At 72.1% G+C, this 16,038-nt stretch carries 13 protein-coding genes and 1 pseudogene; 7 read left to right on the top strand and 7 right to left on the bottom strand.

What is annotated here, in order from left to right; translation table 11 throughout:
* The first annotated feature begins 43 nt into the window (after positions 1-43).
* On the top strand, positions 44-1,411 hold the full coding sequence (locus tag BMZ30_RS12455) for an MATE family efflux transporter (protein ID WP_373296826.1): 1,368 nt from the start codon (positions 44-46) through the stop codon (positions 1,409-1,411).
* Between the two features lie 59 nt (positions 1,412-1,470).
* Here BMZ30_RS12455 and rplI read toward each other — a convergent pair whose 3' ends face one another.
* The 5 genes and pseudogenes from rplI to BMZ30_RS12430 all read right to left on the bottom strand — a co-directional run bounded on the left by rplI (position 1,471) and on the right by BMZ30_RS12430 (position 5,760).
* Complete coding sequence (rplI, locus tag BMZ30_RS12450) at positions 1,471-1,917, bottom strand: 50S ribosomal protein L9 (protein ID WP_093379398.1); 447 nt, start codon at positions 1,915-1,917, stop codon at positions 1,471-1,473.
* 20 nt (positions 1,918-1,937) lie between these two features.
* Entirely contained in the window at positions 1,938-2,174 is a 237-nt protein-coding gene (gene rpsR, locus BMZ30_RS12445; RefSeq protein WP_093379395.1) for a 30S ribosomal protein S18, read from the bottom strand.
* Positions 2,175-2,255: 81 nt separating this feature from the next.
* Entirely contained in the window at positions 2,256-2,747 is a 492-nt protein-coding gene (locus BMZ30_RS12440; protein WP_093379393.1) for a single-stranded DNA-binding protein, read from the bottom strand.
* Positions 2,748-2,891: 144 nt separating this feature from the next.
* Positions 2,892-3,182 (bottom strand): annotated as a pseudogene (gene rpsF / locus BMZ30_RS12435) (30S ribosomal protein S6); the annotation flags it as partial.
* Positions 3,183-3,369: 187 nt separating this feature from the next.
* A complete protein-coding gene (locus BMZ30_RS12430) occupies positions 3,370-5,760 on the bottom strand; it encodes a penicillin-binding protein (RefSeq protein WP_143073207.1) in 2,391 nt (796 codons plus the stop codon).
* Between the two features lie 240 nt (positions 5,761-6,000).
* Between BMZ30_RS12430 and BMZ30_RS12425 the strand changes: the two genes are divergently transcribed.
* The 3 genes from BMZ30_RS12425 (at position 6,001) to BMZ30_RS12415 (ending at position 9,263) form a co-directional block, all read left to right on the top strand.
* Positions 6,001-6,690 (top strand): PadR family transcriptional regulator, encoded by a 690-nt coding sequence (locus tag BMZ30_RS12425; protein ID WP_093379385.1) that lies wholly within the window; start codon positions 6,001-6,003, stop codon positions 6,688-6,690.
* Positions 6,687-7,778 (top strand): inositol-3-phosphate synthase, encoded by a 1,092-nt coding sequence (locus BMZ30_RS12420; RefSeq protein WP_093379383.1) that lies wholly within the window; start codon positions 6,687-6,689, stop codon positions 7,776-7,778. Before BMZ30_RS12425 ends, BMZ30_RS12420 begins: the two co-directional genes overlap by 4 nt.
* A 192-nt stretch (positions 7,779-7,970) precedes the next feature.
* Complete coding sequence (locus BMZ30_RS12415) at positions 7,971-9,263, top strand: MFS transporter (RefSeq protein WP_229828418.1); 1,293 nt, start codon at positions 7,971-7,973, stop codon at positions 9,261-9,263.
* On the opposite strand, the gene BMZ30_RS12410 is transcribed toward BMZ30_RS12415, so the two are convergent.
* Complete coding sequence (locus BMZ30_RS12410) at positions 9,229-10,149, bottom strand: phosphotransferase enzyme family protein (RefSeq protein WP_093379378.1); 921 nt, start codon at positions 10,147-10,149, stop codon at positions 9,229-9,231. The two genes, BMZ30_RS12415 and BMZ30_RS12410, sit on opposite strands and share 35 nt — an antisense overlap.
* Positions 10,146-11,639, bottom strand: coding sequence for a CCA tRNA nucleotidyltransferase (locus BMZ30_RS12405; protein WP_177191371.1), 1,494 nt, complete (start codon positions 11,637-11,639; stop codon positions 10,146-10,148). Before BMZ30_RS12405 ends, BMZ30_RS12410 begins: the two co-directional genes overlap by 4 nt.
* A gap of 91 nt (positions 11,640-11,730) precedes the next feature.
* Here BMZ30_RS12405 and BMZ30_RS12400 point away from each other — a divergent pair, with 91 nt between their 5' ends.
* The 3 genes from BMZ30_RS12400 to murJ are packed head-to-tail and all read left to right on the top strand — an operon-like array spanning position 11,731 to position 15,982.
* Positions 11,731-12,327 (top strand): NUDIX hydrolase, encoded by a 597-nt coding sequence (locus BMZ30_RS12400; protein WP_093379373.1) that lies wholly within the window; start codon positions 11,731-11,733, stop codon positions 12,325-12,327.
* Positions 12,327-14,345: a DUF6049 family protein gene (locus BMZ30_RS12395; protein WP_093379371.1), complete on the top strand. Its 2,019-nt coding sequence runs from the start codon at positions 12,327-12,329 to the stop codon at positions 14,343-14,345. Before BMZ30_RS12400 ends, BMZ30_RS12395 begins: the two co-directional genes overlap by 1 nt.
* Positions 14,342-15,982, top strand: a complete 1,641-nt coding sequence (murJ, locus tag BMZ30_RS12390; protein WP_229828415.1) for a murein biosynthesis integral membrane protein MurJ — start codon at positions 14,342-14,344, stop codon at positions 15,980-15,982. Before BMZ30_RS12395 ends, murJ begins: the two co-directional genes overlap by 4 nt.
* Positions 15,983-16,038: the final 56 nt, after the last annotated feature.

Raw genomic sequence — 16,038 nt, 5'->3', positions numbered from 1 at the left:
TTCGTTGGAATGACAGGGCTGAGCCCTGTGGACGGAGATGTTTGTGACTGACCATCCACGTGCTGGACGACGGCGCTCCGCCGGTGGACAGCCGCGCGACCGGGTCCTGGATCGCCAGATCCTGGCGCTCGCACTGCCCGCTCTTGGCGCACTCGTGGCCGAACCGTTGCTGGTGCTCGTGGACAGCGCCGTCGTCGGGCGTCTCGGCACGCCCGAGCTGGCCGGCCTCTCTCTCGCCTCCACGCTGCTGCTGACTGTCGTGGGACTGTGCGTGTTCCTCGCCTACGCGACCACGGCCGCCGTCGCCCGGCGCGCCGGCGCGGGACGCCAGGCCGAGGCGCTGCAGTCCGGCGTCGACGGCATGTGGCTCGCCCTGGGCCTAGGCATCGTGCTCGCGGCGGGGCTGTGGCTCGCCGCGCCGTGGGCCGCGACTGCGCTCGGGGCCGAGGGCGCCGTCCACGCTCACGCGGTCACGTACCTGCGCTGGTCCGCCCCGGGCATGCCCGGCATGCTGCTCGTCCTGGCGTCCACGGGCGTCCTGCGCGGCCTGCAGGACACCCGCACGCCCCTGTGGGTGGCCGCCTCGGGCGCGGGGGTGAACGCCGTCCTGTCCGTCGGCCTGGTCTACGGAGCGAGCATGGGCACCGCCGGCGCCGGGCTGGGCACCGCCCTCGCGCAGACCGCCATGGGTGTCGTCCTCGGCATCGTCGTGGCCCGGGGCGCCCGGGCGGCCGGAGCGTCCCTGCGCCCGCGCTCGGGCGGGATCTGGGCGAGCACCCGCGCGGGCCTCCCGCTGCTCGTGCGGACGCTGTCGCTGCGCGCCGCCATCCTGCTCACCGTGTTCGTCGCGACCGGCCTCGGTCCGGTGACGCTGGCCGGGCACCAGGTGGTCAACGCCGTGTGGGGTCTGGTCGCCTTCGCTCTCGACGCCCTCGCGATCGCCGCCCAGGCGCTGATCGGCCACACGCTAGGGTCCGCCGACGTCGCCCGCACCCGGGCGATCCTGCGCCGGTGCCTGCAGTGGGGCCTGGGAGGCGGCGCCGTGCTGGGCGTGCTGGTCGCCGCGAGCGGCCCGCTGCTCGCGCCCCTGTTCACCACCGACCCCGCCGTGCGCGCCGCCATCGTGACCGGCCTGCTCGTGGGCGCGGTCTTCATGCCCGTCGCGGGCTGGGTGTTCGTGCTCGACGGCGTGCTCATCGGAGCGGGCGACGGCCGATTCCTCGCGTGGGCCGGGATCGTCACGCTCATCGCGTATGCCCCGGTCGCCCTCCTGGTCCGGGCAGCAGCTCCCGAGGGTTCCGCCGGCATCGCCGCGCTCTGGGCGGCGTTCGCGGGCGTGTTCATGCTCGCCCGCGCCGTCACGACGGGCCTGCGTGCGCGCTCCACGTCGTGGATGGTCACCGGGGCCTGACGCACGAAGACCCGGCCCCTCGAGGGGACCGGGCCTCCGGATCAAGCGGGCGGGCTACCTCAGGCAGCGACGACCTTGAGCTTGATGTTGGCGGACACGTCCGCGTGCAGGCGCACGGTGACGGTGTACTCGCCGGTGGTCTTGATCGGCTGGCCGATCTCGATCTTGCGCTTGTCGACGGCCGGCGCACCAGCGGCGGCCACGGCCTCCGCGATGTCCGTGGTCGTCACGGCGCCGAACAGACGACCGGAGTCGCCCGCCTTCGCCTTGATGACGACAGCCTTGGACTGCAGCGAGTCGCGCGTCGACTTCGCCTCGTCGAGGGTGGCGATCTCGCGGGCCTTGCGGGCCTTGCGGATCGCGGTCACCTGCGACTCGGCGCCCTTGGACCAGGCCGTGGCCAGACCGCGGGGCATGAGGAAGTTACGGGCGTAACCGTCCTTGACGTCGACGACGTCGCCAGGCTCACCGAGACCGGTGACCTCGTTCGTGAGGATGAGCTTCATGGTGCGTCTCCCTTTCTTGCTCAGCGAGCCGAGGAGGAGTAGGGGAGGAGCGCCATCTCACGGGCGTTCTTCACGGCACGTGCGATCTGACGCTGCTCCTGGACGGAGACGCCGGTCACGCGACGGGCACGGATCTTCCCGCGGTCGGAGATGAACTTGCGCAGCAGCGCGGTGTCCTTGTAGTCGACGAGCTCGATCTTCGCGGACTTGAGTGGGTTGGACTTCTTCTTGGGCTTACGGAGAACGGCCTTCGCCATCGTGTGCTCCTTGTGAGGTGCTGATGCTCAGACGGACGCGGGGCGTCGGGCTGAGCGAGTCTTGTCTGGTGCCGGAACCGGTCAGAACGGGGGTTCGTCGGCGAATCCGCCGCCGGAGCCTGCCGCGGGGCCAGAGCTGGCCCACGGGTCGTTCTGCACGGGGCCGGACGTTGCGCCGAACCCGCCACCACCACCGCCGCCACCCGAGCGCTGGGCCCGGGTGACCTTGGCGGAGGCGTAGCGCAGGGAGGGACCGATCTCGTCCACCTGCAGCTCGACGACGGTGCGCTTCTCACCCTCGCGGGTCTCGTACGAACGCTGGACCAGCCGGCCCTGCGCGATCACGCGAGTGCCCTTGGTCAGGGACTCCGCCACGTTCTCGGCCGCCTCACGCCACAACGAGCAGCGCATGAACAGCGTGTCGCCGTCCTTCCACTCGTTGGACTGACGGTCGAACGTGCGTGGCGTCGACGCGATCGTGAAGTTGGCGACCGCGGCACCCGAGGGGGTGAAGCGCAGCTCTGGGTCCCCGGTCAGGTTCCCGACCACCGTGATGACAGTCTCACCAGCCATCCCGACTCCTTCGATGTTCGTACGGGCCCCGCCCGGCGTGCACCGGAGCGGGGGTGAAGCGTGAGATCAGGAAGCGGCCGGCTCGGCCGACTCGTCCGTGGCCGCGGTCTCTTCCGCGGCAGCGGCCTCGGCAGCGAGGCGAGCGGCCTCGACGCGGAGGATCTTGGTCCGCAGGACGACCTCGTTGAGGCCGAGCTGACGGTCCAGCTCCTTGGCCGTGGCGGGCGAGGCGGTGAAGTTCACCACCGCGTAGATGCCCTCGGACTTCTTCTGGATCTCGTAGGCAAGACGACGGCGACCCCAGATGTCGACCTTGTCGACAGAACCACCCTCGGTCGTGATGACCGTGAGGTACTTGTCGAGGGACGGAGCGACCGTGCGCTCTTCGATCTCGGGATCGAGGATGATCATCAACTCGTACTGACGCAGGCTCATACCCACCTCCTATGGACTCAAGACGGCCACGGGACTTCCGTGACAGGAGGGTTGCAGCGTCGCTGCGTGATTCCCCCGGGACGCGATCCCGATAGGCGGGCGCGGCGGCGAGGGCACAGCAGTGGCCCAGACTACCAGCGCGCGGGCCGACCGCTGGCACGGTCCACAGACCGCCGTGCCAGCGACGTCACGCGTCCTCGCGCGGCGACCGGGACGGCTCAGGCCTGCCCGGCGCGGCCTCGGGCTCGTCGCTCGGCTCGGCCGTCGGCTCGGAGGGCTCGGTCGACGGCTCCTCGGGCTGCTCGGGCTCCTCTGGCTCCGTGGGCTCGGGCGGGCCGGCGGAGACGATCAGCACGATGCTCGATCCCTGCGGCACCTCGGTCCCCTCCCCGGGCTCGACCCGGATCACGGTCCCCACCGGCTGGTCACCCGGCTCGGTGCGCACGACGGGCTCGAGGCCGGCATCGATCAGTGCCGCCCGCGCCGCCTCCTCGCTGCTCCCGACGAGGCCGGACGGGACGGTCGGGTTGGCGGGCTCCTCGGTGGTCTCCTCGTCCGTCGGCTCCTCGGACGGCTCCTCGCTCTCCTCGGGGCTCGGAGTCGCCGTGGGCTCCGGACGCTCCGGCTCCGGGCGGTCGGGGAACTCGAGCACCTCGGCGCCCTCGAGCGCGGCGCTCATGTACGACGTCCACAGCTCGACCGGAACGCTGCCCCCGGTGATCTGCTCATACCCGCCGAATGGTGTGATCGGCTCCTGCTCGCCTCCCTCGCCCTTCTGCGCGAGCATCACGGCCGTGGACAGCTGCGGCGTGTAGCCGACGAACCACGCGGACCGGTTGGCGTTGGAGGTACCGGTCTTGCCGGCCACGGGACGCTCGAGCGCCTGGGCGGGCTCGCCGGAGCCGTTCTCCACGACCTGCGTCAGCGCGTAGGTGGCCTCGGCCATGACGTCCTCCTCGAACACGCGGGAGACGACGTCGCCGCCCTCGTAGACGACACCGCCGTCGAGGTCCGTCACCGTCTGCACGATGTAGGGCTCCGCGTGCTCGCCCTGGGCGGCGAACGTCGCGTAGGCCTCGGCCATGTCGACCGTGTGCACCTGGGCCACGCCGAGCACGTTCGACAGCACGGGCTCGAAGTCACCGCTGTCCTCGGGGATGCCCGCGCGGACGGCGACGTCGCGCGTGGCCTCGGGCGTGACCTCCTCGTTGACGTCGACGTAGACCGTGTTGACCGACTGCTCGGTCGCCTTGAGCAGCGACACCCAGCCCGGGCTGTAGTTGCCGAAGTTGTTGACGGGCTTCTCGAACCCCTCGAAGCTCCGGCCCGTGCGCCCGTCGTACGTGTCGTCGAGCGTGATCCCGTCCTCGAGCGCCGCGACGAGCGTGAAGGGCTTGAACGTCGAACCGGCCTGCGCGGTGTCCTGCGTGGCGGCGTTCAGCTGCACCGCGACGTAGTCCTTGCCGCCGTACATCGCGCGGATCGCGCCGGTGCCAGGCTCGACGGAGACGACCGCCGTGGTGAGGTTGTCCGGGGCGTCCTCAGGCATCTCCTCGGCGATCGTGCGCTCGACCGCCTTCTGCATCTTCGGGTCGATCGTCGTGACGATCTTGAGGCCGCGCGTGGCGATCTCCTCCTCCGTCACCGGCGCCTTCTCCAGCACCTCGGCGCGCGCCTCCTCGAGGAGGTACCCGGTCGGGCCACCGAGCGCGTCGGACTTGCGCACCTCGATGGTCTCCGGGTACTCGAGCGCGTCGCGCTCGGCCTGGGTCAGGGCGCCCGTGGCAACCATCCCGTCCAGGACGTAGTTCCAGCGCTGCTCAGCCTTCTCCGGGCTGACGCGCGGGTCCCAGGCGCTCGGCGCGGGGATCACGCCGGCGATGAGCGCGGCCTGCGCGACCGTGAGCTCGGACGCCGGCACGCCGAAGTAGGCCTGCGCCGCGGTCTCGATGCCGTAGGCGCCCCGGCCGAAGTAGATGGTGTTCAGGTAGTTCGCGAGGATCGTGTCCTTGTCCTGCGACTGCGCGAGCTTGACTGCGAGCAGCGCTTCCTGGAACTTGCCCACGTAGTCCTTGGTGGTGCCGAGGTAGTAGCGCTCCGCGTACTGCTGCGTGATCGTCGACCCACCCTGCTGGTCGCCACCACGGACGTTGACCCAGAACGCGCGGGCGATACCCGTCGGCGAGATGCCGGCGTTGTCGTAGAAGGTGCGGTCCTCGGCGGCGACGACGGCGTCCTCGACGTGCTTGGGGATCACGTCCGCGTCCACGATCACCCGGTTGACCTCGCTGAACCGGCCCATCTCGGTCTCGCCGTCGGCGTAGTAGACGGTTGTGACCTGCGCCTCGGTGAACTCGTCGGCCTCGGGGATGTCGGTCGTGACGTACGCGGTCGCGACGATGCCGATGCCGAGTGCCACGAGGAACAGGAAGGATCCGACGACGAAGCGCCACGAGGGCACCCAGCGGTGCACCGGTCCCTTGCCCGCTCGGGGGTAGTTCCACCACCGCCGCTTGGCGGGCGCAGTCGTCTTGCGAGCGCCGCCGCGGGGCGCGCTCGTCGTCCTCGAACCTGCCACGGTCCACCCTTCTCGACTCAACAGAACACCTGAACAGTAAGCGCTCCGGCCCGGGCCCGCTGTGACGTGAGGGGGTTCTCACGCATGACTACGGGCTCTTCACAGGACCCGCACGGTCCCGCCTCCGGGCCTCCCACGGCGCCGGCGCCGTGGGCTTGCTTGCTGCATCGTGCATATCGACCTAACCTGTCGATGTATCGGTTCGATACATCGAACTGCAGTCGACCGCGAGGAGGGGATGTGCGGAGCCGCTCTGAGGTGCTCACCACCGCCATCCTCGGCATCCTCAACGAGTCGCCCCTGCACGGCTACGAGCTGCGCAAGCGGCTCAACGTCATGCTCGGCTCCTTTCGCGCGCTGTCGTACGGCTCGCTGTACCCCAGCCTGAAGGCGCTGGTCGGACGCGGCCTGATCTCTGCGTCGGACTCTGCGGACGCTCCGCCGCACGCCCTCGCGGGCAAGCGGGCACGGATCGTCTACGAGCTGACGGCGGACGGCAAGGAGTACCTTCAGGACGTCCTTGCGACGTCGGGCCCCGCAGCCTGGGAGGACGAGAGCTTCGACGTCCGCTTCGCGTTCTTCGCGCAGACGGACGCCGAGACCCGGCTCCGGATCCTCGAGGGACGCCGGACCCGCCTGGCGGAACGGCTCGAGCTCGTCCGGGAGAGCGCGGCTCGCACCCGCGAGCGCCTCGACGAGTACACCCTCGAGCTGCAGCGGCACGGCCTGGAGCAGGTCGAGCACGAGGTGCGTTGGCTGGACGGCCTGATCGACGTCGAGCGTGGCCGCGGCCGCGCAGCGACCTCGGGCGGCCCCGCCGGCGCACGGAGCACCACGAGCACCAGCGGGGGCAACGTTCCCGCTGCGCACACCGAGACAACCGGCGACGGCGACAAGCGCCCCGCCACTGAGAATGAGGAGCGAGGATGACCTCCATCCGCGTCGGAATCGTCGGCGTCGGCAACTGTGCCGCATCGCTGGTCCAGGGCGTTCACTACTACCGTGACGCCACGCCTGACACGACCGTGCCGGGCCTGATGCACGTGAAGTTCGGCCCGTACCACATCTCCGACATCGAGTTCGTGGCGGCGTTCGACGTCGACGCGAAGAAGGTCGGCTTCGACCTCTCCGAGGCGATCGTCGCGAGCGAGAACAACACGATCAAGATCACGGACGTCCCGCCGCTGGGCGTGACCGTCCAGCGTGGCCACACGCTCGACGGCCTCGGGAAGTACTACTCCGAGACGATCGAGGAGTCGGACGCTCAGGCGGTCGACATCGTGCAGGCGCTCAAGGACGCCGCCGTGGACGTCCTGATCTGCTACCTGCCCGTGGGCTCGGAGCAGGCCGCGAAGTTCTACGCGCAGTGCGCGATCGACGCGGGCGTGGCGTTCGTTAACGCCCTGCCGGTCTTCATCGCGTCGGACCCTGAGTGGGCCGCGAAGTTCGAGGCAGCTGGCGTCCCGATCGTGGGCGACGACATCAAGTCCCAGGTCGGTGCCACGATCACGCACCGCGTGATGGCGAAGCTGTTCGAGGACCGTGGCGTCACGCTCGACCGGACGTACCAGCTCAACGTCGGCGGCAACATGGACTTCAAGAACATGCTGGAGCGCGACCGCCTCGAGTCCAAGAAGGTCTCGAAGACCCAGGCCGTCACGTCGAACCTCGAGGGCGCTCTCGCCAACAAGACGAGCGACCGCAACGTGCACATCGGCCCGTCGGACTACGTCGCGTGGCTCGACGACCGCAAGTGGGCGTACGTGCGCCTCGAGGGTCGCGCGTTCGGTGAGGTTCCCCTCAGCCTCGAGTACAAGCTCGAGGTCTGGGACTCGCCCAACTCGGCAGGCATCATCATCGACGCCCTGCGCGCCGCGAAGATCGCCAAGGACCGTGGGGTCGGCGGCCCGATCCTGTCGGCGTCGACGTACTTCATGAAGTCCCCGCCGGTGCAGATGGAGGACCAGAAGGGCCGTGCCCAGCTGGAGGCCTTCATCGCCGGTGACGCGGAGCGCTGAGCCGAAGCGCAACGCAGGGTGAGTCCTGAGCTTGCGAAGGACTCGCCGGAGTGGAGCGGAGGCTCAGCGCGACCAAGAAGACAGCGCGCTGAGCCCGCCACCCAGCACCACCCACGCACCACCCGAAGCAGCCTCGCCCGGATCCGTCCGCGCGGGGCTGCTTCGCGCGTGCGAGCAGGTACCGTGACGCCCGTGACCGTCGCCTCCGAGCTGGCTCAGCTTCTCCGGCTCGAGCGGTTCCGCCGGCTCTTCACGGTCCGGGTGGTCAGCCAGTCGGCTGACGGTCTGTTCCAGGTGGGCCTTGCGACGTTGTTCTTCTTCTCGCCCGAGCGCCAGACGTCGGCCGGGCAGGTGGCTGTCGCCTTCGCGGTGCTCCTCGCGCCCTTCACGATCGTCGGCCCGTGGGCAGGGGTACTGCTGGATCGGTGGCGCCGCCGTCAGGTCCTGGTCGTGGCGAACGTGGTGCGCGCGGTGGTGTGCGGGGCGATCGTCGTCGTGATGGTCGCGACGCCGCCCGGCGAGCCGCTGGGTGCGTCCGTGTACGTGCTGGCGCTGGCGACACTGTCGGTGAACCGCTTCTTGCTTTCTGCGCTCTCGGCCGGGCTGCCGCGCGTGGTCGCGGGCCCGCTGCTGCTGACGGCGAACTCGCTGACGCCGACGCTGGGTGCGGTGGCGGCGGGGGTCGGCGCGGCGGGGGGCTTGGTCCTCGGCCTGGCGCTCCCGGAGGGCCGGGCGACCGACGCCGGGTCGGTGGCCGTGTCCGCGGTCGCGATGGCTGTGGCCGCGGCGCTCGCCTTGCGGTTGCGCGCGGACGAGCTGGGGCCGGAGCGAGGGGCCGTGGGGGCGCCTGCGGGTGTCCAGCTGCGCCGCGTGGGCCGCGACCTCGCCGATGGCGCGCGCCATCTTGCCGACCGGCGCACCCCGGGACAGGCGCTGCTGGCGATGGCGCTGGGTAGGTTCCTGTTCGGGCTCGCGCTGGTGGCGTCGATCCTGGTGAGTCGTCAGATCCTCGCGGATCCCGCGGACACCACCGCTGGCCTGTCGACGTTCGCGCTGGTGGCGGCGGTCACGGGGGTGGGTTTCGGTCTGGCTGTCGTCCTCACGCCGGTGCTGAGCCCGGCGATCGGCCCGCAGCGGTGGATCGCCGCGTGCTTGGGGCTGGGCGCGGTCGCGCAGGTGCTCCTGGTTCCCGAGCCGACGCTCGTCCTGGTGTGCGCGGCCGGGGGTCTGCTCGGGTTGTCGTCCCAGGCGGCGAAGATCGCTGTGGACACCGTGGTGCACCGGGACACCGCTGACGAGTTCCGTGGCCGGGCGTTCGCGCTCTACGACGTCCTCTACAACGCCGCGCTCATGGGCGCCGCGGCCCTCGCCGCCCTCCTGCTTCCCGACGACGGGCACGCGCCTGCGCTGATGGTCGCCGTCGGTGTGGCGTACGCGGTGGGGGCGGTCCTCATGGCGACGCGGGCTGCGCGCGAAGCTCACTGAGCGCTGCTTCTGCCTGCGCGGAGAAGAGAGCCGGCCCGGACACGCTCGCTGCGCACGCCCAGGCGGCGACGAGGAGCTGGCGTGCCCGCAGCATCGGGGCTAGCTCGGCGTCGGAGGGTTCGGGCATGCCGCGCGCACGGGCGTAGGCCGCGAGCGCGGCGCGTCCGTCGGTCGCGCGGGAGCGTCGCAGGGTCGCGAGGTCCCACAGCACGGGCCCGCGGCAGACTTCTTCGAGGTCGAGCCAGAGCCATCGGTCTGCGGACCGCACGAGGTTGCCGGGGTGGGCGTCGCCGTGCAGGACGACGAGCGGCTGGTCGGTGACGGCGTCGGCCATGAGGGCGACCACGTCGGTGTGCTCGTCGCGCAGCATCGTCATGTCGGCGTCGTCGAGCGCGCCGGCCTGTGCGAGGACGTCGAGGCAGGAGGCCGTCTGGTCGAGCACGGGGGCGAGCACGGGCAGGGCGGCGGCGACGTCGTCGGGCAGGCGCTCGCTCGCTTCGTGCAGGCGCGCGAGCGCGACCCCGGTCTCTGCGGGCGTCGGGCGCTGCGGATCGTCACCGGCGTCCTCCCAGAGGGACACGACGACGGGGCCGACGGCGTACGGGCCGGGGTCGACGGCGCGGGCGGGCGCGACGACGTCGGCGTCCTCGTGAGCGAGAGCTCGGGCGACGGCGACCTCCCGGGCGTACCAGGCGGCGGGGTCGGCGCGGACGGCGGCCGTGTGCGTCGAGGCGCGCGCCACGAGGCCGGTACCGTCGAGCCGGACGACGACGCTGCCCCCTTCGGCGACGACCTCCGAGGAGGTGGGGGCGAGGCCTGCGCGCGCCACGACCGTCGCGATCGCGTCCAGGGCGGTCGCACGAAGGTCGTGGGGTGCGCGGCTCACTCCTGCTGGTCCGCCCACCAGGCCAGGAGCGCGGCGCGGGCGTCGTCGGGGGACATCGGGCCCTGCTCCATGCGGAGCTCGAGGAGGTGTTTGTACGCACGTCCCACCGTGGGTCCCGGGGCGATCTGCAGGATCTCCATAATCTGCTGGCCGTCGAGGTCCGGGCGGATCGCGGCGATCTCCTCCCGCTCGGCGAGCTCCGCGATCCGCGCCTCGAGCGAGTCGTACGCGGCGGACAGGCGCTGCGCCTTGCGCCGGTTGCGCGTGGTGCAGTCGGCGCGGGTGAGCCGGTGCAGTCGCTCCAGCAGGGGGCCGGCGTCGGTCACGTAACGCCGGACCGCGGAGTCGGTCCACTCGCCGTCGCCGTAGCCGTGGAAGCGCAGGTGCAGCTCGACGAGGCGCGAGACCTGCGCGATGGTCTCCTTGTCGTAGCGCAGCGCCTTGAGCCGCTTGCCCGTGAGCTTCGCGCCGACGAGCTCGTGGTGGTGGAAGCTCACGCCACCGCCGGGCTCGAACCGGCGCGTCGCGGGCTTGCCGCAGTCGTGCATGAGCGCCGCGAGGCGCAGCACGAGGTCCGGCCCAGGCACGGGACCGTCAGGCCCGGTCTCGAGGTCGATCGCCTGGGCGACGACGGTGAGCGTGTGCTCGTACACGTCCTTGTGCCGCTTGTGCTCGTCGACCGTCTGCCGCATGGCGTCCAGCTCCGGCAGCACGTGCGCGGCCAGGCCCGTGTCCGTGAGGACGGCGAGGCCGGGCCGCGGGTCGGCCGCGAGCAGGAGCTTGTCGAGCTCGGCGCGCACGCGCTCCGCCGAGACGATGGTGATCCGGTCGGCCATGGCCTCGATCGCCGCCCGGGTCGCGGGCTCGACGTCGAAGCCGAGCTGGGCGGCGAAGCGCGCCGCCCGCATCATCCGCAGGGGATCGTCGTCGAACGACATCTCGGGGGCGATGGGCGTCCGCAGGAGCCCCGCTGCGAGGTCGCGCATCCCGTCGTGCGGGTCCACGAACGTCAGGGACGGCAGCCGCAGCGCCATCGCGTTGACCGTGAAGTCACGCCGCGACAGGTCGCCCTCGAGCGTGTCGCCGAACGTCACGAGCGGCTTGCGCGACGCAGGGTCGTACTCGTCTGACCGGTAGGTCGTGATCTCGACGACGACCTCGGGCACGTCGCCGCGAGCGTGGCGCTTGGCGCCGATCGTGCCGAACTCCTTGCCGATGTCCCAGTGGGCGTCCCCCCAGGCGGCGAGGAGCGCCAGCGTCTGGTCCGGGCGCGCCGACGTCGCGAAGTCGAGGTCGGCGCTGACCCTGCCGAGGAAGGCGTCGCGCACGGGGCCGCCGACGAGCGCGAGCTCGTGCCCGGCGTCGGCGAACACCTGCCCGAGCTCGGCCGCGGCGGGCGCGATCTCCGTCAGGACCGTGAGCGCACGGCGCTGCAGGGCCGCGAGCGCGGCGTCGTCCACGGGAGGGGTCGGTTCTGGGTGCTGGGCCACAACGCCCAAGCCTGCCACGCGCGGGGGGTCGCAGGCGCGCTGCCGAGCCGCCGCCGGTCCCACCCGCGCCGTCCTTCGTTACAGTGTCGTTATGAGTCCCGCAGCGTCGCAGTCGGACAGGCAGCGGATCCCCGCGCCGCCTGGCGGCCACGCGCTGCGCATCGACCCTCGCCGGCGCGTCGGTCCGGGCCTCACGCTGATCCCGTCGTCGCAGATGCCCATCGTCGAGGAGACGTCCGCCGGGGGCCTGGTCATCGACGTCACACGGGCCGGTGTGCACCGGGCCGCGGTGATCGCGCGGCGCAACCGTGCCGGTCGGCTCGAGTGGTGCCTGCCGAAGGGGCACCTCGAGGGCACGGAGACGCCCGAGCAGGCGGCGGTCCGGGAGATCGCGGAGGAGACCGGAATCTCGGGCGCGATCCGCCTGCGCCTCGGGATCATCGACTACTGGTTCTCGGGCGAGGGCCGGCGCGTGCACAAGGTGGTGCACCACTTCCTGCTGGAGGCCCTCGCGGGTGACCTGACGGTCGAGCTCGACCCGGACGGCGAGGCCGAGGACGCCGCGTGGATCCCCGTGCCCGAGCTGGCGCGTACGCTGTCGTACCCGAACGAACGTCGGCTGGCAGCGGAGGCTCAACAGCTGCTCGACACCGGCGCCCACTCCTTCCTCGAGGCCCCCGGACACTGATGGCTGCTCGCGCTGTTCGCGGTCGCGTCGCGACCGCGCTGGTCACGCTGTGCACGCTCGCGCTCGTCGCGCTGCCCGGCCTCGGCGTCCCCGCGCAGGCCGTCAGCCCCGAGGAGGCTCCGGGCGCCACGGTCGCCGTCTCAGGTCTCGCACCGACCGCGGTGACGCCCGAGAGCGTCGTGACCCTCGACGTCGCCGTCACGAACCCCACGGCCGAGGAGATCGAGGCGCCACGCGTCGACCTGTCGATCGTGCGCTACCGCATGTCGACCCGGTCGGTGCTCGACGCCTGGTACCTCGACGATCAGTACCTTGTCGCCCCCGGTCTGATCGCTCGGGAAGAGCTCGCGCCTCTCGCTGCGGGCGAGACCCGCAGCGTCCGGCTGACCGTCCCGGCCGAGACCCTCGGGCTCCTGACGTACCCCGAGGCCGCGGGTCCCCGCGGCCTCGTCGTGGAGCTCGTCGCCGACGGGCGCCTGCTCGACGAGACCCGGACGTTCCTGCTGTGGCAGCCCGAGCCGGACCCTGACCCCATGACCCTGGGCATCCTGGCCCCGGTGACGACACAGGCTGCGGGCACGCTCGAGGCGCGCGCCCAGGGGCTCAGCACCGAGATGGCTCCCGGGGGGCGCCTCGACGCGCTGCTGCAGGCGACCCGGGCCCAGCCCGGGGTGACCTGGGCCGTCGACCCGGCCGTCGTCGAGGACGCCGCCGCAGGCACTGCCGGAGATGCGGGCATCACCTGGGCGCAGACCCTCGTCGCGTCGGCCGAGGGCCGCGACGTCTACGCGCTCGACCCGTACGACCCCGACGTCGCCGCCCTCGCGCACGCCGACGTCGATGCCTTCCTCACGACGTCGTCGCGGACGCCCGGGTCGGCCCTGACGGGGTGGCGCCAGGACCTCACCCTGCCGGGACCGGGTGTCGTCGACGTCGCGACGCTCACCGCGGCGGTCCGCGCCGGGCGGGGCACCGTGGTCCTCGACCCTGCGGCCCCGCCCGAGCCCGGGCTGCCGACGCCCCCGGCCCTCGCCGCCCTGGCGACCAGCGCCGGGCCGGCCACCACGCTGACTCCGGACGCGGAGCTCTCGGGGCTCCTCCAGGGCGCCGTGCCGGACGTCGTCGGCTCCGCCTTCGAGTCGCGTCAGCTGCTGCTCGCCGAGCTCGCGATCGTCAGCCTCGAGCAGGACGGTCCCGAGCACCTGCTGCTCGCGGCCGGGCGCGACTGGCACCCGAACGCGACGGACACCGCAGCGTTGCTCGACGCCGTGGCGCAGGCCCCGTTCGTGGAGCTGCGTCCGCTGTCGGAGTGGACCGCGGACGCCGGGAACCCCTTCGACGCCGACGCGCCGGCCGAGGCGATCGCACCCGGAGAAGCGTCCAGCCGTGCACTGAGGCTCGCGGACGAGCTCGCCGAGGACGCGCGCCGGGTGGCGCAGGTGGCCGCCGAGCCCGACGCCCTCCTGGAGCCGTACCTGACGACGCTCGCGGCAGCCTCCTCGCTCGCTCTGCGCGGGGACGACGCCGTGCGAACCGCGCTGCTGGAGTCGGCCCGGGAGCAGGGGCGAGCGCTCGCGTCGGGTCTGAGCGTCGTCGAGGGCAGCACCGTCAACCTGATCGCGGCGAGCGGGGACCTGCCCGTGACGCTGCGCAACGACCTCGCCCAGGCCGTCACCGTCGGGGTGATGCTGCGTCCGAGCGACCCGCGGCTGAGCGCGGAACCGAGCGAGCGCGTGACGATCGAGCCGGGCACCACCGCGTCCGTGACGGTCCCGGTGACCGCGATCGGGTCCGGCAACGTCGACGTCGACGTCCAGGTGCTGGCGGACGACGGCACGGTGGTCGCCGCGCCGGCCGCGTTCACCGTCCGGGTGCGCGCCGACTGGGAGTCGACGGGCACCGCCGTCGTCGGCATCGCCCTCGCCGTCCTGCTCGTCGCCGGGATCGCCCGCACCGTGCGCCGCGGCCGCTCCGCGAGCCGGATGGCCCCGATGCGCCCCGAGGAGGACGCGCCGTGAGCGGCCTCGGCCGCAGCTCGATGATCATGGCCGCCGGGACCGCCGCGTCACGCGCCCTGGGCTTCGTGCGCAACATCCTGCTGGTGGGTGCCATCGGTGGCACGGGCCTGGCAGCCGACTCGTTCGACATCGCGAACAAGATCCCCAACATGCTCTTCGCGATCCTCGCGGGCGGCGTCCTCAACGCGATCCTGGTCCCGCAGATCGTGCGGGCCTATCAGGGCCGCGACCCGGAGCGGTACGTCAACAAGCTCCTGACCGTCGCGACGCTCGCGATCGGCGCCATGACCGTGCTGCTGACGGCAGGGTCAGGACTCGTCATCGCCGTGATGTCCGGCCCGAACTGGACCGAGCCGCAGCGCGCGCTCGCCGTGACCTTCGCGCTCTGGTGCATCCCGCAGCTGTTCTTCTACGGGCTCTACACGCTGTGGGGCCAGGTCCTCAACGCGCGCCGGCAGTTCGGTCCGTTCATGTGGGCCCCCGTGCTCAACAACATCGTGTCCATCGCCGGCTTCGCGCTCTTCATCGCGATGTTCGGGGGGTACGCGGTCGACGGCTGGGTCGACGATCCCGCGCGCTGGAACGGTCCCCGCGTGGCCGTGCTCGCCGGGACCGCCACGCTCGGGGTCGCGTCCCAGGCCCTGATCCTGCTGTGGCCCCTCGTGCGCGGCGGCTTCCGGTTCTCGTTCCAGCCGGACCCCCGCGGCGTCGGCCTCGGCTCCGCCGGGCGCGTCGCGGCGTGGACGCTCGCCGCGGTGCTGCTCGACCAGGTCGGGGTGCTCGCCACCACGCGCATCGCCTCGGCCGCGCCGATCCTGCCCGGCACCGCGATCCCCGACCCGGCGATCGCCGGGAACGCGGCGTACAGCCAGGCGCTCCTGATCTACCTGCTCCCGCACTCGCTGGTGACCGTGTCGATCGCCACGGCGTTGTTCACCGGCCTCAGCGCCTCGGTCCAGGCGGGACGGATGGACGAGGTCCGCGCCCAGCTCTCCCGGGGGCTGCGGACGGTGAGCGTCTTCACGATGCTCGCGACGGCGGTCCTCGTCGTCCTCGCGCTGCCCCTGACCCGCCTGCTCGTCCCGACCATCAGCGACGTCGGGGCGGAGGCCGTCGCGCAGGTCCTGGTCACGATGAGCCTCGGGCTCGTGCCGCTCGGCGCGATGGTCCTGATGAAGTGGGCGTTCTTCGCGTTCGAGGACGGGCGCACCGTCTTCTGGATCCAGGTGCCGATGACGATCGTCCTCGTCGGCGGCTCCCTGGCGGCCATGTGGCTCGCCCCCCAGCAGTGGTGGGTCGTCGGGATCGGCGCCTCCGTGGCGGCGTCGAACGCAGCGGCGGTCGCCCTGCGGGCCGGAGCCCTGTCGCGCAAGATCGGCGGGCTCGACGGCCACCGCGTCGTACGGCTGCACGTGCGCGCGCTCCTGGCCGCCGTCGTGGCGGGTCTGGCCGGATGGCTGGTCATCCGGCTCTTCGGGGACCTCAGCGGGCTGTCCTGGGGCCGGGCCGCGCTGGTGACAGGCGTCGGCGGCTCCGTCATCACCGCCGTCTACGTGCTGGCCCTGACGGTCATGCGGGTCCAGGAGATGCGCGGACTCGTCGCGACGGTCACCCGAGCGGTGCGCCGCCGCCGCTGACGGACCGGGGAGGGAACCGAAGGGGCGTCGCGCCCGTTCACCCGTACGATGGAGCC

This window comes from Flavimobilis marinus (assembly GCF_900113055.1).
Lineage (GTDB): Bacteria > Actinomycetota > Actinomycetes > Actinomycetales > Cellulomonadaceae > Flavimobilis > Flavimobilis marinus.
The sequence above is the reverse complement of the archived record's forward strand: the minus strand, read 5'-3'. Positions and strand labels throughout refer to the sequence as shown.